Source organism: Geodermatophilus sp. SYSU D00697, from assembly GCF_054050175.1.
Map to the genome: position 1 here is coordinate 1 of NZ_JBJGYV010000014.1, position 20,153 is coordinate 20,153.

General features: G+C 76.9%; 22 protein-coding genes. 13 read left to right on the forward strand and 9 right to left on the reverse strand.

Annotated features, from left to right (window positions below; genetic code table 11):
• Nucleotides 1-124 precede the first annotated feature (124 nt).
• Nucleotides 125-1,024, reverse strand: a complete 900-nt coding sequence (locus tag ACI79C_RS13505; protein WP_456946175.1) for a YhjD/YihY/BrkB family envelope integrity protein — start codon at nt 1,022-1,024, stop codon at nt 125-127.
• 109 nt (nt 1,025-1,133) lie between these two features.
• Complete coding sequence (locus ACI79C_RS13510; protein ID WP_456946176.1) at nt 1,134-1,427, reverse strand: lipopolysaccharide assembly protein LapA domain-containing protein; 294 nt, start codon at nt 1,425-1,427, stop codon at nt 1,134-1,136.
• Nucleotides 1,428-1,732: 305 nt separating this feature from the next.
• On the opposite strand from ACI79C_RS13510, the gene ACI79C_RS13515 reads away from it, so the two are divergent.
• A complete protein-coding gene (locus ACI79C_RS13515) occupies nt 1,733-2,044 on the forward strand; it encodes a hypothetical protein (protein ID WP_456946177.1) in 312 nt (103 codons plus the stop codon).
• A 15-nt stretch (nt 2,045-2,059) separates the two neighbouring features.
• Here ACI79C_RS13515 and ACI79C_RS13520 read toward each other — a convergent pair whose 3' ends face one another.
• The gene (locus ACI79C_RS13520) at nt 2,060-2,551 is read right to left on the reverse strand and encodes a hypothetical protein (protein ID WP_456946178.1); all 492 of its coding nucleotides are present in this window, start codon (nt 2,549-2,551) and stop codon (nt 2,060-2,062) included.
• Between the two features lie 63 nt (nt 2,552-2,614).
• A complete protein-coding gene (locus tag ACI79C_RS13525; protein WP_456946179.1) occupies nt 2,615-4,594 on the reverse strand; it encodes an alpha/beta-hydrolase family protein in 1,980 nt (659 codons plus the stop codon).
• A gap of 105 nt (nt 4,595-4,699) precedes the next feature.
• On the opposite strand from ACI79C_RS13525, the gene ACI79C_RS13530 reads away from it, so the two are divergent.
• From ACI79C_RS13530 to ACI79C_RS13545, 4 genes are all read left to right on the forward strand, one after another.
• Entirely contained in the window at nt 4,700-6,433 is a 1,734-nt protein-coding gene (locus ACI79C_RS13530) for an alpha/beta hydrolase (RefSeq protein ID WP_456946180.1), read from the forward strand.
• Between the two features lie 18 nt (nt 6,434-6,451).
• The gene (locus ACI79C_RS13535) at nt 6,452-7,171 is read left to right on the forward strand and encodes a CPBP family intramembrane glutamic endopeptidase (RefSeq protein WP_456946181.1); all 720 of its coding nucleotides are present in this window, start codon (nt 6,452-6,454) and stop codon (nt 7,169-7,171) included.
• A gap of 109 nt (nt 7,172-7,280) precedes the next feature.
• Nucleotides 7,281-7,514 carry a three-helix bundle dimerization domain-containing protein gene (locus ACI79C_RS13540; RefSeq protein ID WP_456946182.1) on the forward strand — a complete coding sequence of 78 codons (234 nt, stop codon included), beginning with the start codon at nt 7,281-7,283 and terminating at the stop codon, nt 7,512-7,514.
• Nucleotides 7,515-7,524: 10 nt separating this feature from the next.
• Complete coding sequence (locus ACI79C_RS13545) at nt 7,525-9,288, forward strand: SulP family inorganic anion transporter (protein ID WP_456946183.1); 1,764 nt, start codon at nt 7,525-7,527, stop codon at nt 9,286-9,288.
• 6 nt (nt 9,289-9,294) lie between these two features.
• Here the strand turns inward: ACI79C_RS13545 and ACI79C_RS13550 are convergent, their stop codons facing one another.
• The 3 genes from ACI79C_RS13550 to ACI79C_RS13560 form a co-directional block, all read right to left on the reverse strand.
• Nucleotides 9,295-10,671 (reverse strand): diacylglycerol/lipid kinase family protein, encoded by a 1,377-nt coding sequence (locus ACI79C_RS13550; protein ID WP_456946184.1) that lies wholly within the window; start codon nt 10,669-10,671, stop codon nt 9,295-9,297.
• A 57-nt stretch (nt 10,672-10,728) separates the two neighbouring features.
• A complete protein-coding gene (locus ACI79C_RS13555) occupies nt 10,729-11,964 on the reverse strand; it encodes an MFS transporter (RefSeq protein ID WP_456946185.1) in 1,236 nt (411 codons plus the stop codon).
• Nucleotides 11,965-12,110: 146 nt separating this feature from the next.
• Nucleotides 12,111-13,172, reverse strand: a complete 1,062-nt coding sequence (locus ACI79C_RS13560) for an AraC family transcriptional regulator (RefSeq protein WP_456946186.1) — start codon at nt 13,170-13,172, stop codon at nt 12,111-12,113.
• Nucleotides 13,173-13,410: 238 nt separating this feature from the next.
• Between ACI79C_RS13560 and ACI79C_RS13565 the strand changes: the two genes are divergently transcribed.
• Complete coding sequence (locus ACI79C_RS13565; RefSeq protein WP_456946187.1) at nt 13,411-13,650, forward strand: response regulator transcription factor; 240 nt, start codon at nt 13,411-13,413, stop codon at nt 13,648-13,650.
• 189 nt (nt 13,651-13,839) lie between these two features.
• On the opposite strand, the gene ACI79C_RS13570 is transcribed toward ACI79C_RS13565, so the two are convergent.
• The gene (locus tag ACI79C_RS13570) at nt 13,840-14,007 is read right to left on the reverse strand and encodes a hypothetical protein (RefSeq protein WP_456946188.1); all 168 of its coding nucleotides are present in this window, start codon (nt 14,005-14,007) and stop codon (nt 13,840-13,842) included.
• Nucleotides 14,008-14,166: 159 nt separating this feature from the next.
• Here ACI79C_RS13570 and ACI79C_RS13575 point away from each other — a divergent pair, with 159 nt between their 5' ends.
• Nucleotides 14,167-14,541 carry a YidH family protein gene (locus tag ACI79C_RS13575; RefSeq protein WP_456946189.1) on the forward strand — a complete coding sequence of 125 codons (375 nt, stop codon included), beginning with the start codon at nt 14,167-14,169 and terminating at the stop codon, nt 14,539-14,541.
• A 13-nt stretch (nt 14,542-14,554) separates the two neighbouring features.
• Nucleotides 14,555-14,902: a DUF202 domain-containing protein gene (locus ACI79C_RS13580; RefSeq protein ID WP_456946190.1), complete on the forward strand. Its 348-nt coding sequence runs from the start codon at nt 14,555-14,557 to the stop codon at nt 14,900-14,902.
• Nucleotides 14,903-14,911: 9 nt separating this feature from the next.
• Here the strand turns inward: ACI79C_RS13580 and ACI79C_RS13585 are convergent, their stop codons facing one another.
• Nucleotides 14,912-15,115, reverse strand: coding sequence for a hypothetical protein (locus ACI79C_RS13585; RefSeq protein ID WP_456946191.1), 204 nt, complete (start codon nt 15,113-15,115; stop codon nt 14,912-14,914).
• 68 nt (nt 15,116-15,183) lie between these two features.
• Here ACI79C_RS13585 and ACI79C_RS13590 point away from each other — a divergent pair, with 68 nt between their 5' ends.
• The 5 genes from ACI79C_RS13590 to ACI79C_RS13610 all read left to right on the forward strand — a co-directional run bounded on the left by ACI79C_RS13590 (nt 15,184) and on the right by ACI79C_RS13610 (nt 20,153).
• Complete coding sequence (locus ACI79C_RS13590) at nt 15,184-16,083, forward strand: alpha/beta fold hydrolase (protein WP_456946192.1); 900 nt, start codon at nt 15,184-15,186, stop codon at nt 16,081-16,083.
• A gap of 67 nt (nt 16,084-16,150) precedes the next feature.
• Nucleotides 16,151-16,351 (forward strand): DUF1918 domain-containing protein, encoded by a 201-nt coding sequence (locus ACI79C_RS13595; RefSeq protein ID WP_456946193.1) that lies wholly within the window; start codon nt 16,151-16,153, stop codon nt 16,349-16,351.
• Nucleotides 16,352-16,355: 4 nt separating this feature from the next.
• Nucleotides 16,356-18,425 carry an elongation factor G-like protein EF-G2 gene (locus tag ACI79C_RS13600; protein WP_456946194.1) on the forward strand — a complete coding sequence of 690 codons (2,070 nt, stop codon included), beginning with the start codon at nt 16,356-16,358 and terminating at the stop codon, nt 18,423-18,425.
• A gap of 130 nt (nt 18,426-18,555) precedes the next feature.
• Nucleotides 18,556-19,230: a CDP-alcohol phosphatidyltransferase family protein gene (locus ACI79C_RS13605; RefSeq protein WP_456946195.1), complete on the forward strand. Its 675-nt coding sequence runs from the start codon at nt 18,556-18,558 to the stop codon at nt 19,228-19,230.
• Nucleotides 19,227-20,153, forward strand: coding sequence for a DUF881 domain-containing protein (locus ACI79C_RS13610; protein ID WP_456946196.1), 927 nt, complete (start codon nt 19,227-19,229; stop codon nt 20,151-20,153). Before ACI79C_RS13605 ends, ACI79C_RS13610 begins: the two co-directional genes overlap by 4 nt.

Here is a 20,153-nt window from a genome sequence, read left to right on the forward strand (position 1 = left end):
CACGGTTTGCGGGGCGCCGGGGGGGGGTGCGGCGGGGGCGGGCGGGCCCCGGCGCCCGGGCCGTGACTCCACCGGGTGCGCGCGGACCGACCGGATCCGCGCGGCCGGTCTGCACCCCGGGAGGTCAGCCGCGCACGGGACGCTCGCCCCCGGGCCCGCACCCGTCGGGTGCCGGCGCAGGGTCACCGGCGCGCGCCGGACCGAGCCGGTGGCGCACGCGCGCGGCCCACCCGGCCGGGCTGCGGTCGAACTCGGCGGCCACGACCGTCGCCGCGACCACGACGATCGAGACGCACAGCAGCCAGCCGATGAGCGCGAGCGTCACGCCGAACAACCCGTAGCGCAGGCTGTACGTGGCCATCAGGCGGGGCATGTAGACCGTGGTGGCCAGCGCGTAGACGCCCGCGCAGACCGCCGTGAGGGCACCGGTCGGCACCAGCCGGCGCCAGGGGACCCGCCGGTCCAGCAGGAGCCACGGGACGGCCGTCCAGAGCACGAGGCTGCCCAGGACGGAGACCGCCCCGCCCAGCAGCCAGCCGGCGGGCAGCGCGCTGACCAGCGTGCGCAGCAGGAACAGCAGGCCGATCTCCACCAGCAGGACGGCGAGGGCGAGGGTGGCGTGTAGGGAACCCCTGACCCCACGGCGCGGGGGGAGCCCCCAGGCGTCCTGGTACACCCGCTGCAGCCGCCGGGTCAGCGAGACGCCCGAGAAGACGAGGAGCACCACGCTGAAGACGCCGGTCGAGGCGGTGGACGGGTGCGCGAAGAGCCCGCGCACCGCCTCGGCAGCGGACCCGCCGAGGTGGAACCTGCGGATGAGCACGTCGGAGACCAGGTCGCGGTGGTCCGCCGACGCCAGCCCCGAGGCCAGGATGACCAGCGGGATCAGGGCGGTGAAGGCCGAGGCGGCCATGGCCGTCGCCCGGTCGATCCCCCGCAGGGCCACGAAGGAGGCCACCGAGCGGCCGGACAGCGTCGACTCCAGCCGCCTCCCGGCCGTCCGGAGGCCCTCGACGGTCAGCATCCCGGCTCCCTCCCGCGAGGCACGCGGGCCGGAGGCGACGACCGCGTCGTCCGCCGTCCCCGGCAGCCGCCCCCGCCCCTCCGCCGGGTGGTGACCGGCCACGACGCCGTCAGTCGGACCGGGCGGCGCGCCGCGCCACCCGACGACGGTGCCGGCGCAGCACGCCGAGCCCGATCCACAGGACCGCTCCCAGCAGCGCGTCCACCAGGGTGAACAGCCACAGCGGCCAGGTGAAGCCCCAGACCAGGAACCGCAGGGTGACGTCCGCGGTGTTCTGCAGCAGGAACACGACGAGCAGGCCGCCGCCCGCCAGCGTCGCGACGACCCCGCCGCTGAGCCGCCCGCCGTTGGACCGACCACCGGTGCCGCTGGTTCTCGCCGGGCTGGCGCTCTGCCGGACCATGACCGCCTCCTGTGCCGCTCCCGACCGTAGGAGGTCACCGGTACCGACGGGCGTCATCCCGCCCGGATGACCCGGCCCGTCACCGCCTCCTGCGCGGGTCCGGCGGGCCCGGTCCAGGCGCCGACCCTCGTGGCCGTGTCGCCCGCTCACGCCCGCCGGGCCCGGTGGCTGGTGCGCGCGGTGCCCGGTTCACCCCTCCCGGGGGAGGCTGCCGCCACCTCGCGGACGGAGCATGGCGACCCGTGGGCGGCTGCGGGGAGGGGACGGGGTCGGTCGAAGGCCCCGGGTGGGAGGGGGAGCCAGTGGTGACGACAGCGGACCAGTGCACGCCGGCGACGGCCGACACCGCCACGGTCGCGCAGACGCTCCGGATCGGCCACGGGGCGGTGCTGCGGGCCATCCAGGGCAACTCCGTCGACGTCCCCCTCCCCGTCCTCGGGACCGTGCGGTTGCCGCCGCTCGACAGCCTGGTCTGGTTCGGCGGTCTGGCCACCCTGGTGGCGGTCGGCCTCGTGGAGTGGCCCGTCGCCGCGGCCATCGGCGCCGGGCACCTGCTCGTCCAGCAGCAGCACCTCCGGCTCCTGCACGACTTCGGCGAGGCGCTCGAGCGGGCCTGACCGTGCGCCCGCCGGTCAGTGCACGACTGCCTTGAGCCCGATCAGCCCGGCTCCGATCAGGGCCACCAGCGCGCCCTTGAGCAGGGCCTGGTGGGTCGTGGCGCCGGCGAACCGGGCCGCCCAGTACCCGTAGAAGCCGATCAGGGCCAGGCCGGTCCACTTCGCGACCGTGAACGCGGCGTGGACGTCGAGCAGCCCGAGCGCCGACAGCAGGAAGAAGACGGCGGGGAAGGCGACGCCGAAGCCGACCGCCGCGGCGTCCTCGGCCATGTGCCCGAACTGGGACCGGGTGACCGGCGCCCGCGTGCTGGTCTCGGCACCCACGACCTCGCTGTAGACCTCCGCCAGGCCGACCGCCAGGGCCGTCCCGAGCAGCCAGACGGCCATGACCCACGCCTGCGGCGGGTGCTTCTCGATCGCCACGACCAGGGCCAGCCCGATGATCGAGCCGTAGACGACCCTGCCGACCTGCCGGGACCCCAGGTGCGCTTCCAGACTCGTCCGCATGGCGGCAGGGTCGACTCCCGCGCCCCCGCGCGCACCATCCGGTCCGGAGGATGTGCGGATGGGTCAGCCGACGGCACCGGGGACGACGGCGAACAGCCGCTCGCGCACGGTCTCGCGCACCTGCAGCGTCTCCTCGATCCGGACCAGCTGCTCCTCGGACGCGGGCAGCCCGAACACGCTGCTGAGGAACCGCGGCAGGTCCGCGCGGTAGTCGTGCTGCGTCGCCCCGAAGGCCCCGGACGACGTCTGCGCGTTCTTCATGTCCACGAGGCCCTGGAAGAACGAGGTCACCGGCCGCCACCGCATGGCCGGGGGGATGCCGCGGGGGCTCCCCGCGACGACCGGCTCCGGGCGGGGCCGGTCGGTACCCAGCCAGTCCGGCGGGTACCAGAGCAGGTCCGGGCCGAACCTCGTCACGCCGTCGTTGTCGTGGCTGAGCAGGACGAACCGCGGCGTGCAGCCGCGCTGCTCGACCAGGGCGGTCGACTGGGCGTGGTCGTTGACGACGGCGACGGCGTCGGGGTCGACGTCGAGGCGGCCGCCGCGGGTGACCTGGCGCATCCACCCGCTCCCGTACGGCGTCCCGATCCACAGCGCCCGGTCGATCCCCATCGCGTCGAGGCCGAGCGTCCCCCAGTGCAGGAACACGTCCTGGCTGGTGTGCGCGCCGAGGCTCTCGCCGAAGAGCACGACGCGCGGACGGCGTCCCGGACGGTCGCGGAGGCGCTGCAGGACCCGCAGCCACAGCAGCCGGTTCTGCTCTCGAGCCCGGGGCACCATGCCGAGGGACAGCGGGGACGGACGGCGCGAGTACTGCAGGGTCACGGTGGCGACGTCGCCGAGCGCGAGGTACTGCAGCGCGGCGACCGCGACGTAGTTGACGTAGCCGGTGCCGGTCGGCGAGACGAGGACGAGCAGCGAACGGTCGAACGCGCCGGTCCGCTCCAGCTCGGCCATCGCGAGGTCCACCCGTGCCCGCCGGCTCGGCGCGTTGTCCAGCCCGACGTACACCTGCACGGGGGCGGCGCGGGCGGGCGTGCCCATGACGGTCTCGATCGACAGGTCCGGCACCCCGTCGGGACGCTCGACCAGTGGCTCCGGGCGGACCGAGGCGAGGGCGTGCAGCCGGCCGTCGCGCCCCATGCCCTCCCAGGCCACCAGGCTGCCGGGGCCCCCGCTGACCGTCGACGGCACCCACCGGTCGCCCTCGCCCGGCTCGAGCACCGGGACGTCGACCGACGTCCGCGCCTCGATCCGCCGCATCGCCCGGTGCCAGACCGCGGAGACGGCGAGCCCCAGGCCGGCGAGGGAACCCGCATGGCCGGCCAGCCGCCAGGGTCCCGGCGCCCCGGGCAGGACCGCGGCCAGCCGCCGGGCGACGAGGTCGGTGAGGGCGTGCTCCCCGTAGGCGACGCCGGCCAGCGACCCGACGACCCCGGACGCGGCGGCCAGGGACCTCAGCGGTGAGGGAGCTCCTGCCCCCTCGGTGCGCCCGTCCGCGCGGAGCCGGTCCAGCACGTAGGCGACCCCCAGGCCGACCGGGACCGCCAGCGGGACGGCGGCCAGGCGCCCCCCGAGCCGCAGGCGGTCGTCGAGCTCGCGCGCGCCGAGCTGGGCGCCGCCGAGCAGCGCGCCGCTGAGCCCGGTGGCACCCAGCCGCCAGGCGGCCTGGCGCACGGCTCCCCGGAGCGGGTCCTCGGCCCGCGGCGGCAGGGCCCGGAGCAGGGTGAGCCCGAGGGGCACCGCCGCGGCGTCGACCGCGATCGCCCCGGCGCGCCGGGCGGCCGGGGACGCCCCCGCGCCGGCGACCCGCCGGCCGGTGGCCTCGAGCGCGTCCTGCGCCGCGACCGACAGCAGGAAGTGCACCCCGGTGGCCAGCCCCGTCACCAGCCCCTGGTCGACCGCGCTGCGGGGCGACAGCGAGGGCGTGAACGTGCCGGGGGCCGTCGCCGCGGCCACGAGCAGCCCGACGTCCGGCGGCGATCCCGGCTCGGGCCACCGCACCGGGATCCGCCGTCGTGGGTGCACCCGTGCTCGTGCCATGGCGGGATGGTGGGCGCGGGCTCGCGTCCGCGGCTCATCCTCCCGGTAGGAGTTCCGACCGCCGGAGCCTCCGTAGCGTCGTCGCGACCACGAGCGGAGCGTGCGATGACGACTGAACCGGCGACGAGGCCCCCGTCCGAGGACACGGGTGTCGCTCCACCGCCGACGACGGCGACGTCCGCGGGGACTCCCCGGCGCCCGGCCCGGCGGTGGACGCGCCGGCTGCCGCGCTACACCTGGAGCGGGACGGTCGGCGCGGTCGTGCTCGGCTGCGCCTCGCTCACCCCCTCGCTGCTGCCCCGCGGCTGGCTGCTCCAGGGCGTGGTCGGCGGGGTCACGGCGGCGATCGGCTACGGGCTCGGCGTCGCGGTCGCCTGGTTCGTCGCGGAGCTCGCCGACGCCCGGCTGTCGGCCACCGCCCGCCGCCGCGCCTGGCACGTGCTGGCCGTGGCCGGGCCGCTGCTCGTCCTGGTCGCGCTCTGGTCCGGCGCGCGCTGGCAGCGGGACACCCACCTGCTCATGGGCCTCGAGCCACCCGAGGGGTGGTCCTCCGCCGGGATCGTCGTCGTCGCGGTGCTGGTCTTCGCGGGCCTGGTCGCGGTCGCCCGCGGTGTCCGCTGGCTGGCCCGCCGGCTCGTCCGGTGGCTCGGCCGGGTCCTCCCCTCGCGGGTCGCGCGGCCGCTCGGCGTGGTGGCAGTCGGCGCGCTCGTCGTGGTCCTGCTCAACGGCGTGCTGTTCCAGGGACTCGTCGAGGCCGCCAACTCCGCGTTCAGCGTCAAGGACGACGGCACCGAGGCCGGCGCCGTCCGCCCGACCGTCCCCGAACGGTCGGGCGGCCCCGGGTCCCTGGTGGCGTGGGAGCAGCTGGGCCTGCAGGGACGCAACTTCGTCGGCACCGGCCCCACCCCGGAGGAGCTCGCCGCCTTCTCCGGCCGCCCGGCGCGCCAGCCGGTCCGCGCCTACGCCGGGCTGGCCTCCGCCGAGGACGTCGCCGACCGCGCGGACCTCGCCGTGCGCGACCTCCAGCGAGCCGGCGGCCTCGACCGGGAGGTGCTCGTGGTGGTGACCACCACCGGGACGGGCTGGGTCGACCCCGCGGCCGGTGCGGCCCTGGAGTACACGTTCAACGGGGACACCGCCATGGTGGCCGTGCAGTACTCGTACCTGCCCAGCTGGCTGTCCTTCCTCGTCGACCAGGCGAAGGCCCGAGACGCGGGGCGGGCGTTGTTCGACGCGGTGTACGGCGCGTGGGCCCAGCTGCCGCCGGACGACCGGCCGCGGCTGTACGTCCTGGGCGAGAGCCTGGGGACCTTCGGCGGGGAGGCCGCCTTCAGCGGCCTGGGGGACATCCGGAACCGCACCGCCGGAGTGGTGTGGGCCGGGCCGCCGAACTTCAACGAGCTGTGGCGCGGCCTCGTGGCCGACCGGGACGCCGGCTCGCCGGAGTGGCTGCCGGTGTACGACGAGGGCCGCACGGTCCGCTTCGCCGACGAGGCGCCCGACCTCACCGGCCCCCCGGCGCCGTGGGGCGAGCCCCGGGTGGCCTACCTGCAGAACGCCTCCGACCCGATCGTCTGGTGGTCGCCGCGGCTGGTCCTCCAGCGCCCGGACTGGCTCGAGGGTCCGCGCGGTCCCGACGTGTCACCCGAGATGGTGTGGCTGCCCTTCGTCACCTTCTGGCAGGTCACGGCCGACCTGGCGTTCTCGACCGGCGTGCCGGACGGGCACGGGCACCGGTACGAGGCCGACTACGCGGACGCGTGGGCGCAGGTGGGGCAGCCGCCCGGGTGGACCGACGTCGACACCGAGCGGCTGCGCCGGCTGCTCGGCGGGGGCTGACCTGGCCGGCGCACCGGCGTGCGGACGTCCGCTGCCCCCCGCCGGCGGTACCGACTGGTCTCGGGGGCCGTCGTCGTCACGCTGGTTGCGATCAACGTGGTCGACCACTCGCTGCACCCGCCCTGGTGGGTGCGGGGGCTCCAGGGCGCCGCGCTGCTGGCCTGGGCCCGGCTGGACGGGCTGACCTGGGCGCAGCTGGGCCTGGGCCGGGACCGGCTGCGGGCCGGCTGCCGGTGGGCACTGGGGGCGGGGGCCGTCGTCGCCGGCGTCTACGTGGTCGGGGTGTTGCTCCCGTGGACGCGGCCGGCGTTCCAGGACGACCGCTACGACCTCCCGCTGCCGGGCGCGCTGCGCACCGCCCTGCTGGTCATCCCGCTCGGTACGGTGCTCCTCGAGGAGGTCGCGTTCCGCTCGGTGCTGTGGGCGACGCTGTCCCGCCACTGCCGGCCGGGGCAGGTGCTGGTCACCACCTCCGTGCTCTTCGGGCTGTGGCACGTCTTCCCCGCGCTGGGCATCGGGACCACCGACCGCGGCGTCTCCGACGCGGTCGGGGGTGGTGGCAGCGCCGTGGTCGTCGTGGCCACCGTGGCGTTGACGACGGTCGGCGGCCTGGTGTTCGGGGAGCTGCGCCGGCGCAGCGGCAGCGTGGTCGCCAGCGCCGGGGCGCACTGGGCGACCAACGCCCTCGGCGTCCTCTTCGGCCTGTTCGCCCGGCGCCTGGACGCGGCGGGAGCCTGATCTGTGGCGCTCCGGGCCGGTCACCCCCCGCGGACGATGCCCACGGACCGCCCGGCCGCAACGGTGGGACGGTCCGCGCCAGGGCTGCCGGGGGCGAGGAGGTGCGCCGGTGACCGCCGTCGCTGCAGGGGTCGTTCCCGAGGACGACGAGCCCCTCCCACCCGGGACGTCCTTCGTGGACCTCCTGGTGGCCCGGATCGTGCGGGACCACGGCGCGGACCCCGCGGAGGTCCGGGAGCGGGCCGCCGTCGCGCTCGCGGCGTTCGCCGGCGCGCGGGTGCAGGCGTTCGTCCCGATCCTCGTGGAGAAGAGGGTGCGGGAGAGCTACCGCGGCGGCCGGTGAGGTGGGAGCCATGACACCGGTGCCGCCCGGCCTCCGCGCGCCGGCCGGCTCCCGCAGGAGCTGGCTGGTCAAGGACGTCGTGGCCGGGATCGTGCTGACCACCTTGCTGGTGCCGCAGGGGATGGCCTACGCCCAGCTGGCGGGGCTGCCGTCGATCACCGGCCTGTACACGACCATCACCTGCCTGCTCGCCTACGCGCTCTTCGGCCCGTCCCGCATCCTGGTGCTCGGGCCCGACTCCTCGCTGGGGCCGATGATCGCCGCGACCGTGCTGCCGCTCGTGGCGGCGGGCGGCGACCCCGAGCGGGCGGTGGCGCTCGCCTCGATGCTGGCCGTCCTGACCGCGGCGGTCATGATCGCTGCGGGCTGGGCCGGCCTGGGCTTCGTCGCCGACCTGCTCTCGAAGCCCACCATGATCGGCTACATGAACGGGCTGGCGCTGACCATCCTGGTCGGCCAGCTGCCCAAGCTGCTCGGGTTCTCGGTGGACGGCGACGGGCTGCTCGTGGAGCTCGCCGGGTTCGTCGCGGGCGTCGCGCGGGGGGAGACCGTCCCGGCCGCCGCGGCCGTCGGGGTCGGCGGCATCGCCGTCGTCCTCGCCCTCCGCCGGTGGGCGCCTCGCGTGCCGGGTGTGCTGGTCATGGTGGTCCTGGCCATCGCCGCCAGCAGCGCCTTCGGCCTCGGGCAGCGCGGGGTGAGCCTCGTCGGGGTGCTGCCAGAGGGCTTCCCACCGCTGACCGTCCCCGCCGTCGCGTGGTCCGACGTGGCTCCGCTGGTCGCCGGCGCGCTGGCGATCGCGCTGGTCTCGCTCGCGGACACCATCTCCACCGCGTCCTCCTTCGCCGAGCGCACCGGCCAGGAGGTGCGCGGCAACCAGGAGATGGTCGGCATCGGCGCGGCCAACCTGGCCGCCGGCCTGTTCCAGGGCTTCCCGGTCAGCACCAGCGCCTCCCGCACCGCGGTGGCCGAGCGCGCGGGGATGCGCACGCAGCTCACCGGGGTCACCGGAGCCGCGCTCATCCTGGTGATGATCGTGTTCCTGCCGGGCCTGTTCCGGGACCTGCCGCAGGCGGCGCTGGCGGCGGTGGTGATCACCGCGTCGCTCTCGCTGGCCGACCTGCCGGGTACCGCCCGCCTGTGGCGCCAGCGCCGCGTCGAGTTCACCCTGTCGATCGTCGCGTTCGCCGGGGTGGCGCTGCTCGGCGTCCTGCCCGGCATCGCGATCGCCGTCGGCCTGTCGATCCTCAACGTCTTCCGGCGGGCCTGGCGCCCGTACCAGACCGTCCTCGGGCGGCCCGACGGCGTCGCCGGGTACCACGACGTCCGCTCCTACCCGGACGCCCGGCAGCTCCCGGGGCTGGTGATCTACCGGTTCGACGCGCCGCTGTTCTTCGCCAACGCCAAGACCTTCCGCGAGGAGGTCACGGCGCTCGCCCGCACCGAGCCCGCGCCCCGGTGGATCGTGGTCGCCGCCGAGCCGATCACCGACGTGGACACCACGGCCGCCGACGTCCTCCTCGACCTCGACCGGCTGCTGGACGGTCGAGGTCAGACCCTCGTGTTCGCCGAGCTCAAGGACCCGGTCCGGCGCGAGGTCGAGGGTTACGGGCTGACCCGCGAGATCGAGCCGCGGTACTTCTTCCCGACCGTGGAGGCGGCCGTCGAGGCCTTCCAGCGGCGGACCGGCGCCACCTGGCCCGCGCCCCCCGCCGCGCCGGAGGTGGAGACCGCCGTGCTGGAGCGGCCGGACCCGCCTCGCGCGGCCCCGGCGTGAGGCGACTCAGCCGTCCCGGCCGGCCGCGGGGGCAGCGGGGTCCGCGCCCACCGGCGCGGGCCGGTCGGCCGCTCCCGGCTCCGGTGCCGGCGGCCGGCCGGTGGCCAGCCGCCACAGCGCCACCCACCGCACGCGACCCCGCGGGGGCCGGGTGCCCGGCCGTTCCCGGGGGAGCCGGACGCGCAGGGCGCGCGGGCGCACGGTGCAGCGGACGGGGACCGACAGCCGCACCGTCTCCCCGTCGATCCCCACCGGCACCTCGGGGACGTCGGCGGTGACCAGCACCTCCCGCGCCTCCGCCCGCTGCAGACCGCGCTGGTGGGCGCCCTGCAGCAGCCCGACGGCCTGCCGGGCGGTGTCCACCCGCACCGCGATCACCCCGAGCACGCCGCGGTCGAGCCGGGACCGCCGGCCCATCCCGGCGAGGTCGGAGTCCTCGTAGGGGTCGTTGCTCACCAGCAGCGCCTGCGGTGCGTCGATGACCACGTCGCCGACCTCGGCGACCAGGTGCGCGCCACGCCGGCGGCTGAGCAGGTCCGGGAGCGCCTGCAGGGTGGTGCCGCGCTTGTCGTCGCGGTACGCGGGGCTCTCCACGATCTCGGCGTACGCGCCGAAGGAGGCGTTGTTCACGAACGGCCGGCCGTTGACCTCGCCGAGGTCGATCCGGGCCTCCACGCCGTCGCGCAGCGCGTCGAGGCAGCGCGCGGGGTCCTGGCGGTCCAGCCCCAGGTCGAGGGCGAAGTGGTTGCGGGTGCCCGCGCTGACGACCAGGAAGGGCACGCTGTGCTCGGCCGCGACCTGCGCGACCAGCGCCTGGGTGCCGTCCCCACCGGCCACGCCGAGCAGGTCCGCACCCCGGGCCAGGGCGTCCCGGGCCAGTTGCTGGACGTCGGTGCCGGGCCGGTCGAGCAGGGCCACCTCCGCGCCGAGCTCCTCCGCCCGTTCCCGCAGCCCGAACCGGCCGACCTTGCCCCCGCCGGAGCGGGGGTTCATGACGACGAACGGGTGCCGCGGCGGCGGGGTGTCGGTGACCGGCAGGGCCCACTCGGCCCGGTGCGGGCGCAGCGCCGTGTGCGCGGCGGCCACCCCGGCGGCGAGCAGGACGGCGGCCGTGACCGCCACCCACAGCAGGCCGGCGACCGCGAACACCACGACGAGCGCCACGGGCGTGCCCACGGCCAGGGTCAGGGCCAGCCAGCGCACCGGCCCCCGGTGCAGCAGGAACCAGAAGGCCGCGGCCACGACCACCGCGACGGCCGCCACGGTCAGCAGGACCAGCCACAGCCCGCCGTCCCCGGCGAAGGACACCAGCAGCAGGAAGGCGGCGGCGACGAGCGCCAGGGACCCCCGCGCCCACCACCGCCGGGCACGCACCGACGCCACCGCACACCTCCCGGGACCGACGTGTGGCGATGCTCGCGGGCCCGGCTGCCGGGGTCCTCACCCTCTCCGGACGGTTTCCCGGGGTACGGGCGGCCGGGTCCCGCGCGCCGCCCGTCTCCCGAGCAGGAGGACGACGACCGCGGCGACCGACACGAGGGGTGCTGCGCGCATCGCCTCGGCCAGGCCCACCCGGTCGGCGAGCAGCCCGACCACGAACGAGCCGGCCGCCAGCCCCAGCAGGTTGTTGGCCAGGGCGAACACGCCCAGCCCGGTCGCGCGGAGGGACTCGGCGGTCATCGCGGTCACGAGCGCACCGGCCGCGCCGGCGATCCCGGCCACGAAGAACGCCCCCACGGCCAGCAGCACCAGCTGGGCGCCACCGGGTCCCAGTGAGAAGGCCGAGCCGAGGCACGCCAGGGAGGCCAGGCAGTACGCGACCGCCGTCGTCCAGCGGCCGTCCGGCCGGGTGCGGCTGGCCGCGTCGGTGGCCCAGCCGCAGCCGACCATGCCCAGGCCGATGCAGAGGAGGACGGCCGCGGCCACCAGCGCGGCGCGGTCGGTCGACAGGTGGTGGGTCCGGGTCAGGTAGGTCGGCAGCCACGCGATGAGCGCCCCGGCCACGAACAACTGGAGGCCGCTGCCGAGGTAGGCGCACAGCAGGGACGGGCTCGGGACGAGCGCGGTCAGCCGCGCCCGCCCGCCGTCGGCCTCGGCCGCCGGGCCGTCGTCCGGTGCCGGCACGACCCGGTCGGCCACCCGCCGGTCGGTGACGACGAGCGCGTGCAGGCCGGCCAGCGCGAGCCCCACGGCGGCCATGACGGCGAACGACCAGCGCCAGCCGTACGCCGCCGCGACGACACCGCCGAGCAGCACGCCCAGCACGACCCCGAGCGAGGCGCCGGCGAGGAAGGCGCCCGCGATCACCGCCCGGCGGGCGGCGGGGACGACGGTGAGGACCAGGGCGAGCCCGGCGCTCGCGTAGGCCGCCTCGCCGATCCCGAGGACCGTGCGCGCCGCCAGGAGCTGCTCGTAGCTGCCGGCGAGGGCGCAGGCGAGGGTGGCCAGGCTCCACACCACGGCCATCGCCTGCACCGCCCGCGCCCGCCCGACGCGGTCCGCGAGGAGGGACAGCGGGACGCTCAGGACGGCGACCCCCACGGCCACGACGCCGGTCAGCGCACCCAGCTGCGTGTCCGACAGCCCGAACTCCTCGCCGACCAGCGGGAGCACGGCCGTGAGGACGTGGCGCGACATGTGGTCCGACAGCAGCAGCGTGAAGGACAGCGCGAACACGACCCAGGCGAACGCGCTGCGCGCCCCACCGGCCGGGCGCCCGCTCGCGGGGTCCGCAGCCGACGCGGGGCCGGCTCCCTGGCCGGTCGCTGCCTGCTCCTCGCCCGGGTCACCGGAGGAGGGCCGCCGGGGGTGGGCCACGGGCCTCAGCGCCCGTCCGGTGCCGGGGCCGGGGTCTCGTCCGCCGTCGGGGCCGTGGAGCGGGTCCCGGTGCGGGCGGCCGCGCGCCACTGGCTCGGAGTCGTGCCGAACCGCTCGCGGAACCACCGGGTGAACGCACTCGGTGCGCCGAAACCCAGCAGCTGGGACACGTCGGTCAGCGAGAGCCGGTCGTTGGGCAGGTAGCGCTCGACCAGGCGGGCCCGGGTGGCGTGCACGACCGATGAGAAGCTGGCGCCCTCCTCCGCCAGGTGGTGCTGGAGCGCCCTCGGCCGCAGCCCCAGGTGCCGGCTCACCAGCTGCACCGAGCAGCGGCCCAGCGGGAGCAGCAGCTCGACCACCTCCGCCACCTGGTCGATCGCCGTGCGCGCCCCGGGGGCCACGACCGTGCGCAGGAGCTGCTGGGTGTAGGGCCGCAGGGACGCGTCGGAGATGAGGACGGGAGCGGCCAGGTCCCGCGCGCGGAAGGCCACGCAGGTGCCGTCCTGGCCGAACCGGACCCCGGGGCCGAACAGGCGGCGGTAGGGCCCCGGGTCACCGGGCTCCGGGCGGGTGAAGGAGACCGACAGCGGTGTCCAGCTCGCGCCCACGAGCGCCCGGATGACCCCCAGGACGGCCGCCATGACCGTGTCGAGCGCCTGGTCGGTCGGCGCGGGCTCGCCGAACTCGAGCCACACGGTGAGCGTCGCCAGGCCGTCGAGCTGCGCCAGGCGCACGTGGAACGCCTCGTTGTACACGCGCTCGTACCGGATCAGCAGGTCCAGGGCGCTGCCGAGGTCCGGTTGGTCACGGAGCACGACGCTGATCGGGCCGAGGGTGCCCAGCCGGCGCTTCTCGGCCATGCGCAGGCCGAAGTCGGGGCAGTCGGCGTCCCGGGCGGAGAGCTCGAGCAGGCGCGCGGCGGCGGCCCCGGGGATCCACCGGTCCGGGACGTCGAGGTCGGCGGGGTCCAGACCCACGGAGGACAGCAGCCTCGCCGGGTCCAGGCCGAGCGACCGCGCCAGGTCGGCGTACCCGGTGAGCGCCGCGCTCCGCATGCGAGGCCGCATCGGCGGTCCCCTCCTCGGCGATGCGCGAAAAGGTAAGAGGCACGACCCGATCCGTAAAGCGCCCCGTGCCTCCGCTCCCTAGCGTGGCACCACCGGATGGCGGACGACCGAGTCGTGCGGTGGCCCACCCTCCGCCCGTTCGTGCCCCTGGGAGGACCCCGTGCCGTGTGCGCCCCGCGCCGACCCTGGCCCGCGGTGCCCGGTCCCCGCGCCGCGCCGACCCTCGGCGGAGGGCGCCGTGCCCTGGCCGCGCCGCCGACCTGACCCACGCCCCGCGGACGGGAACCGGGCCCTCACCGACCGTGACCGGCAGCTGCTCCGCCACCTGGCGGAGGGCAGGTCCACGGCCCAGATCGCCGCCGCGATGTCGGTCACGAGCAACGCCGCCCGCACCCGGATCCGCCGGGTGCAGGACAAGCTGGCGGTCTCCGGGCGCCGGCACCTGGTGGACGCCGCCCGTCGGAGCGGCGTCCTCTGAGTCGCGCGGCGCCGCCTCATGGACGCCGCCTCTCCGGACGCCGCTCCAGGGACGCCGCCTCGCCGACGCCGACTCGCGGACGACCAGCGGTCCGTCACACTGAGACCACCTCGCCAGGCGGGCGACAGAGGGCCCGCCGGTCCGTGGCGCGTCCGCCTGGCGAGGCCGCGCCCGCCGTCGGCAGGCGGCTCAGCGCGGCGTGTCGACCGCCCCGACCACCCAGCGCGGGAAGGGGTCGCGGCGGTCCTCGGAGGACCCGACGGTGACCGACCCGGCCAGCGCCGCGAGCACGGCCACCGACCGCGCGATCCGCGCCGCCACCGGCTGCCGAGCGGTCCCTCGCCGCGTGCTCGTCACCCCGGCACCCTCGCCGCCGGAGGGTGACGCTGCGTGACCGCCCGGGTGGACTGCCGCCCGGTCCGGCGACGGGGTTCCCCCCTGCGGGTGTCCGGCCGGCCGGCCGGCGCGGGGGTGCAGGATCGGGCGCGTGGACCACCGACCCCGGGACCTCGACCGGTGAGCGGACCGCGGCCGCGCGGCCGCTTCCCGCGGGTGGTCTACGAGCAGGGGGAGGAGCCCGACCCCCGGTTCAGCCTGGCCAACGAGCGGACCTTCCTCGCCTGGGTCCGCACGTCCCTGGCGCTGGCCGCGGCGGGCGTGGCACTGGAGGCGCTGGAGATCCCGCCGTCGGCCGGGCTGCGCCTGGCCTGCGCCCTCCTGCTGGTCGGCCTGGGGGTCCTGGCGCCGCTGCAGGCGTGGTGGGGCTGGGTCGCCACCGAGCGGGCGATGCGCCTGGGGCGGCCGCTGCCGGCGCCCCGGCTGTCCCCGGTCATCGCCGCGGGCACGCTCGCCGCCGGCGTCCTCCTGCTGCTCGGCCTGGTGATCCGGTGAGCGGGGTGCTGCGGTGAGCGCGCCCTCCGGCGGCGGCGACGCCGGCCTGCAGGCCGAGCGCACCGCGCTGGCCTGGCGGCGCACGGCCCTGGCCCTGGCCGTGGGCGCGGTGGGCGCCGGCCGCCTGGCCGCGCCGGTGGCCGGCGCCGTGGCCGTCGCGGTGGCGGGGGTGGGCCTGGTGCAGGCCGTCGCCGTGGCCGTCGCCGCCCAGCGGAGGTACCGGGCCGCCGTCGGGTCCCCGGTCCCGGGCGCGGACCTCCCGGCCGTCCGCGCCGGCGGGCTGCCGATCGCGGCCCTGGCCCTCAGCGGGGTCGTCGTCGGCCTGCTCGCGCTGGCGTTCGTCCTCGGCCCGGCCCGCTGAGCCGGCGGGTCAGGACCCGGCCAGCCGCGCGCACTCCGGGCACGGGTCGCCCGAGCCCAGGCCGCGCCGCCCGCTCCAGCTGCCCTGGACGACGGCGACCGGGGTGCCGCAGACCGCGACCCACGGCGGTGGCCCGTCCGCGGCCTCCCGGGGGACGGCGTGCGCCCGCTGCGACTCCTGGTCCCGGCCGGCCGCGTGCGCGCTGCTCGTCATGTCCTCCAGCATGGGCCCCGCCGAAACCGGGTCGACGAACCGGTCGCCGGGCGGCCAGGGTGGACGCCGTGGAGCACCGGATCCCCGTGGCGCCGGACGTCGAGCTGTGGGCCGAGGAGCGCGGCGGGACGGGTGGAGGAGACCGCACGGCGACGCCGATGCTGCTGGTCATGGGGGCCAACGCCAGCGGGGTCACCTGGCCCGACACGCTGGTCGACCGGCTCGCGGAGCAGCACCGGGTGGTCCGGTACGACCACCGCGACACCGGCCGCTCGACGCGGGCCTTCGAGCGGCGGCCCTACGCCGTCCGGGACCTCGCCACCGACGCCGTCCGGGTCCTCGACGCGCTCGGTGTCGAGCGGGCGCACGTGGTCGGCATGTCGATGGGCGGCACGCTGGTCCAGCTGCTGCTGCTCGACGCCCCCGACCGGCTGCGCAGCGCCACCCTGCTCTGCACCTCCGCGCTCGGCACCGGGCTGGCCGACGTCGCGGGCGGAAGCGACCTGCCCGGCCCCGACCCCCGGCTGCTGGCGTACTGGGCGACGATGGGGGAGGAGCGGGACACCGACGCCGAGCTGGCCTGGCGGGTGGAGCACTGGCGGCTGCTGGCCGGGGACGGCGTGCCGTTCGACCCGGCGGAGTTCCGGGCGCTCGAGGAGCGGGTCATCGCCCACAGCGGCACCTCCCGCGCCCCGGTGGCCCACGCGCTCGCCGACCAGTCCGGCCTCGACCGCGGAGCCGAGCTGGCCGCCGTCCGGGTGCCGACGCTGGTCGTCGAGGCGCCGCTGGACCCGATCAACCCGCCGCCGCACGCGGCGCACCTCGCGCGGGTCATCGGCTCCGCGCGGCTGGTCACCGTCCCCGGGATGGGCCACGCCCTGCCGGCCGCCGTGGTCGGTCCCCTGGCCGAGGCGATCGCCGGCCACACCGCCGCGGTCGACACCGGGGATCAGACCCCGGCCCCTTGATCGGCCCCCGGCCCGCGGGCAGGCTGTGACCCACAACACACGCCGGGTCAGTCGCCGGGAGGTCGCCGTGGAAGCACGCGTCGGGGACAGGATCGTCGTCCACTCCACCCACCAGGGAGAGCCGGAGCGCACCGGCAGGGTGCTCGAGGTGCGCGGTCAGGGCGGGAGTCCGCCCTACGTCATCCAGTGGGACCCCGACGGGCACACCGGGGTGTTCCACCCGGCCGCGGGCTCGTGCGCCGTCGTCCCCGAGCCGGCGAACGGCTGAGCCCGTGGCCAAGGACACCGGGCCCGCGCCGGCCCCGCGCCCCGCCGAGAGGGTGCGCAACGTGGCCCTCGTCGGCCACGCGGGCGCGGGCAAGACCACCCTCGCCGAGGCCCTGCTGGTCGCCACCGGGGCGCTCCCGCGGGCCGGGCGGGTGGAGGAGGGCACCACGTGCCTGGACAACGAGGAGGTGGAGGTCCGGCAGCAGCGGTCGGTCTCGCTCGGCGTGGCCACCGTCGAGCACGGCGACCACCGGATCACCCTGCTCGACACCCCCGGGTCCCCGGACTTCGTCGGCGAGCTGCGGGCCGGGCTGCGCGCCGCCGACGCCGCCCTGTTCGTCGTCTCCGCGGTCAACGGCGTCGACGCCGGCACCGTGCAGCTGTGGGAGGAGTGCGCGGCGATCGGCATGCCGCGCGCGGTGGTCGTCACCCAGCTCGACCGCGCCCGCGCCGACGTCGAGGAGACCGTCCGGCTGTGCCAGACGATGCTCGGCGAGGGCGTCTACCCCGTCCACCTGGTCGAGCGGGGGCCCGACGGCGCCGTCTCGGGGCTGGTCAACCTGCTGCAGCCCGGCGCGCAGGCCCCGGACGCCGACCGGCTCCGCAGCGAGCTGATCGAGGGGATCATCGGCGAGAGCGAGGACGAGGCGCTGATGGAGCGCTACCTCGCCGGCGACGAGCTGGTCCAGGGCGACCTGATGAGCGACCTGGAGACCGCGGTCGCGCGCGGCCACTTCCACCCCGTGCTCTGCGCCGCCCCGCTGCAGGGCATCGGCATCGACTCGCTCCTCTACCTCCTGGTCAACGGCTTCCCCTGCCCGATGGAGCACGGCTGTCCGCCGGTCACCCGTCCCGACGGCTCGAAGGCACCCCCGCTGTCCTGCGACCCCGACGGCCCGCTGGTGGCCGAGGTCGTCAAGACCACGACCGACCCCTACCTGGGCCGGGTCTCGCTGGTGCGGGTCTTCTCCGGCACCCTGCGGCCGGACACCCCGATCCACGTCTCCGGGCACGGCATGGCCGACCGCGGCCACCCCGACCACGACGTCGACGAGCGGATCGGCGCGGTCTCCTCCCCGCTGGGGTCGACGCTGCGCCCGGTGGCGTCCTGCCCGGCCGGTGACGTCTGCGCCGTGGCCCGCCTCACGTCGGCCGAGACCGGCGACACGCTGTCCTCGCCGGAGGACCCGCGGCTCATCCCGCCGTGGGAGCTGCCCACCCCGCAGCTGCCGGTCGCGCTGGAGGCGGCGTCCCGGGCCGACGAGGACCGGCTGGCCACCGCGCTCACCCGGCTGGTGGCCGAGGACCCCACGGTGCGCCTGGAGCGCCGGCCCGACACCGGGCAGCTGCTGCTGTGGTGCGTCGGGGAGGCGCACGCCGAGGTGCTGCTGGAACGGCTGCGGGTGCGCCACGGCGTGACGGTGCAGACCGTGCCGGTGCGGGTCCCGATGGTGGAGACCCTCGCCGGCTCGGCCCGGGTCACCGGGCGGCACGTCAAGCAGTCCGGCGGGCACGGGCAGTACGCGATCGTCGTCGTCGAGGCCGAGCCCGGGCCGCCGGGGTCGGGCGTGGTGTTCGAGCAGCGGATCGTCGGCGGCACCGTGCCCAGCCAGTTCCACGGCAGCGTGGAGAAGGGCATCCGCAGCCAGGCCGAGCGCGGCGTCTCCGGGGACCGGCCGATCGTCGACGTCCACCTCACCCTCGTCGACGGCAAGGCCCACTCGGTGGACTCCTCCGACGCGGCGTTCCAGGCGGCCGGCGCGCTGGCGCTGCGCGAGGCGGTCGCCGCCGCGGGCACCCGGGTGCTCGAGCCCTGGTGCGAGGTGGAGGTGGTCGTCCCGGGGGAGTACGTCGGCGCGGTGATGAGCGACCTGTCCTCCCGGCGGGCGCGGGTCACCGGCAGCGACGCCGACCCCGACCGCGACCGGACGACGGTGCGCGCCGAGGTGCCCGAGGTCGAGCTGCTGACCTACGCCGGCGCGCTGCGCTCGGTCTCCCACGGCACCGGCAGCTTCACCCGCCGGCCGATGGGCTACGAGCCTGCGCCGCCGTCGCTCGCGGCGGTGCCGGCATAGGAGCGGCCCCACCCAGGGGCCCGACGCGGAGGAGGGAGCCGGGGAGCACGGTCGTCTCGGTGCGCCGCCCGGAGGACCGCCGGCGGAACGCACTAGCCTCGCAGGCGGTGTTCAGCGGGGTGGAGGTCACGTGACGTCGTCCAACGGGCCGTGGGCGGCTGCCCCGGCTCCCCTCGTCGGCGGGCCCGTGCCCGACCCGCCGGTCGTCGCCGACCGCAACGAGCTGCCCGACCGGGTCTGGACCGTTCCCAACGCCCTGTCGGTGCTGCGCCTGCTCGGCGTGCCGCTGTTCCTCTGGCTGCTGCTGGGCCCGCACGCCGACGGCTGGGCGGTGCTCGTGCTCGCGCTCGCGGGCCTCAGCGACTGGGCCGACGGGAAGATCGCCCGCGCGCTGGGCCAGTCCAGCCGGCTGGGCGCCCTGCTCGACCCGGCCGCCGACCGGCTCTACATCGTCGCCACGCTGATCGCGTTCGTGCTGCGCGACGTCGTCCCCTTCTGGGTGGTCGCCGTCCTCCTCGGCCGCGAGGTGGTGCTCGGGCTGATGCTGCTGGTGCTGCGCCGGTACGGCTACCCGCCGCTGCAGGTGCACTACCTGGGCAAGGCGGCGACGTTCAACCTGCTCTACGCCTTCCCCCTGCTGCTGCTCGCCGACGGCGACGGGCCGGTGGTCGCAGTGGCCCAGCCGATCGCGTACGCGTTCACCATCTGGGGCGGGACGCTCTACGTCCTGGCCGGCCTGTTCTACGTCGTCCAGGTGGTCGGCATCGTGCGCGCCGAGCGGGCCGGTGCCGGAGCCGCGCCGTGACCTCCACCCTGCAGCGCGGCGGTGGGCCGCGCTCGCTGGGCGCCTCCCTGCTCGACCAGGTGCTGGCCGAGACCCTCGACCCCGCCTACCGCCAGGCCGCCGAGGCCCGGGCCGCCCGCGAGGCGGCCGAGGGCGTGCCGCCGGCGTCGCGGCGGCGCCGCGGGCAGGTGGCGGTCGCCCTCGTCCTCGCGATCGCCGGCGTCCTCGCCGCGGTCACCTACGACCAGGCCGCCGCCGGGGCGCAGGGCCGCGAGGAGGTGCGCGAGGCGCTGGTGGCCGACATCGCGCAGGAGTCGCGGACCAACGACGAGCTGACCGCGCAGCTCGAGCAGCTGCGCGCCGACCTCTCCACTGCCCGCGACGACGCGCTCGCCGCCACGACGGTCGGCCAGCGGGTGCGCGAGGAGCTGGCCGGCGCCGAGACGGCCGCCGCCGTCGTGCCGGTGACCGGCCCGGGTCTGCTGGTCACCCTGGCCGACGCCGAGCCCGACGCCGACGCCGACCCGGTGGGCGGGGCGGGGGAGGAGGACCCCCGCGGGCAGGTGCACGACGGCGACCTGCAGGTGGTGGTCAACGCCCTGTGGGCGGCCGGCGCCGAGGCGGTCAGCATCAACGACCGGCGGCTGGGCCCGGTCACCGCCATCCGGTTCGCCGGCGAGGCCGTCCTCGTCGACTTCCGTCCGGTCACCAACCCCTACCTGGTCAGCGCCATCGGCGACCCGGACACCCTGCGGTCCCGATTCCTGGCCAGCCCCGAGGTCGTGGCCCTCGCCTCGATCTCCGAGTCGTTCGGCCTGCGTTTCGAGTTCGCCCAGGAGGACGAGCTGTCCCTGCCCGCCGGGAGCTCGCCGGAGCTCCGTTCCGCCACCCCGGTGTCCGAGGAGCCCGCCGCGCCGGCTCCCGAGCCCAGCCCGGGAGGCTGA

Excerpts from the sequence above, each read along its gene's own strand:
- ACI79C_RS13505 (WP_456946175.1), bottom strand. The coding sequence starts at position 1,024 with ATGCTGACCGTCGAGGGCCTCCGGACGGCCGGGAGGCGGCTGGAGTCG.
- ACI79C_RS13510 (WP_456946176.1), bottom strand. The coding sequence starts at position 1,427 with ATGGTCCGGCAGAGCGCCAGCCCGGCGAGAACCAGCGGCACCGGTGGT.
- ACI79C_RS13520 (WP_456946178.1), bottom strand. The coding sequence starts at position 2,551 with ATGCGGACGAGTCTGGAAGCGCACCTGGGGTCCCGGCAGGTCGGCAGG.
- ACI79C_RS13525 (WP_456946179.1), bottom strand. The coding sequence starts at position 4,594 with ATGGCACGAGCACGGGTGCACCCACGACGGCGGATCCCGGTGCGGTGG.
- ACI79C_RS13530 (WP_456946180.1), top strand. The coding sequence starts at position 4,700 with ATGACGACTGAACCGGCGACGAGGCCCCCGTCCGAGGACACGGGTGTC.
- ACI79C_RS13545 (WP_456946183.1), top strand. The coding sequence starts at position 7,525 with ATGACACCGGTGCCGCCCGGCCTCCGCGCGCCGGCCGGCTCCCGCAGG.
- ACI79C_RS13560 (WP_456946186.1), bottom strand. The coding sequence starts at position 13,172 with ATGCGGCCTCGCATGCGGAGCGCGGCGCTCACCGGGTACGCCGACCTG.
- ACI79C_RS13585 (WP_456946191.1), bottom strand. The coding sequence starts at position 15,115 with ATGACGAGCAGCGCGCACGCGGCCGGCCGGGACCAGGAGTCGCAGCGG.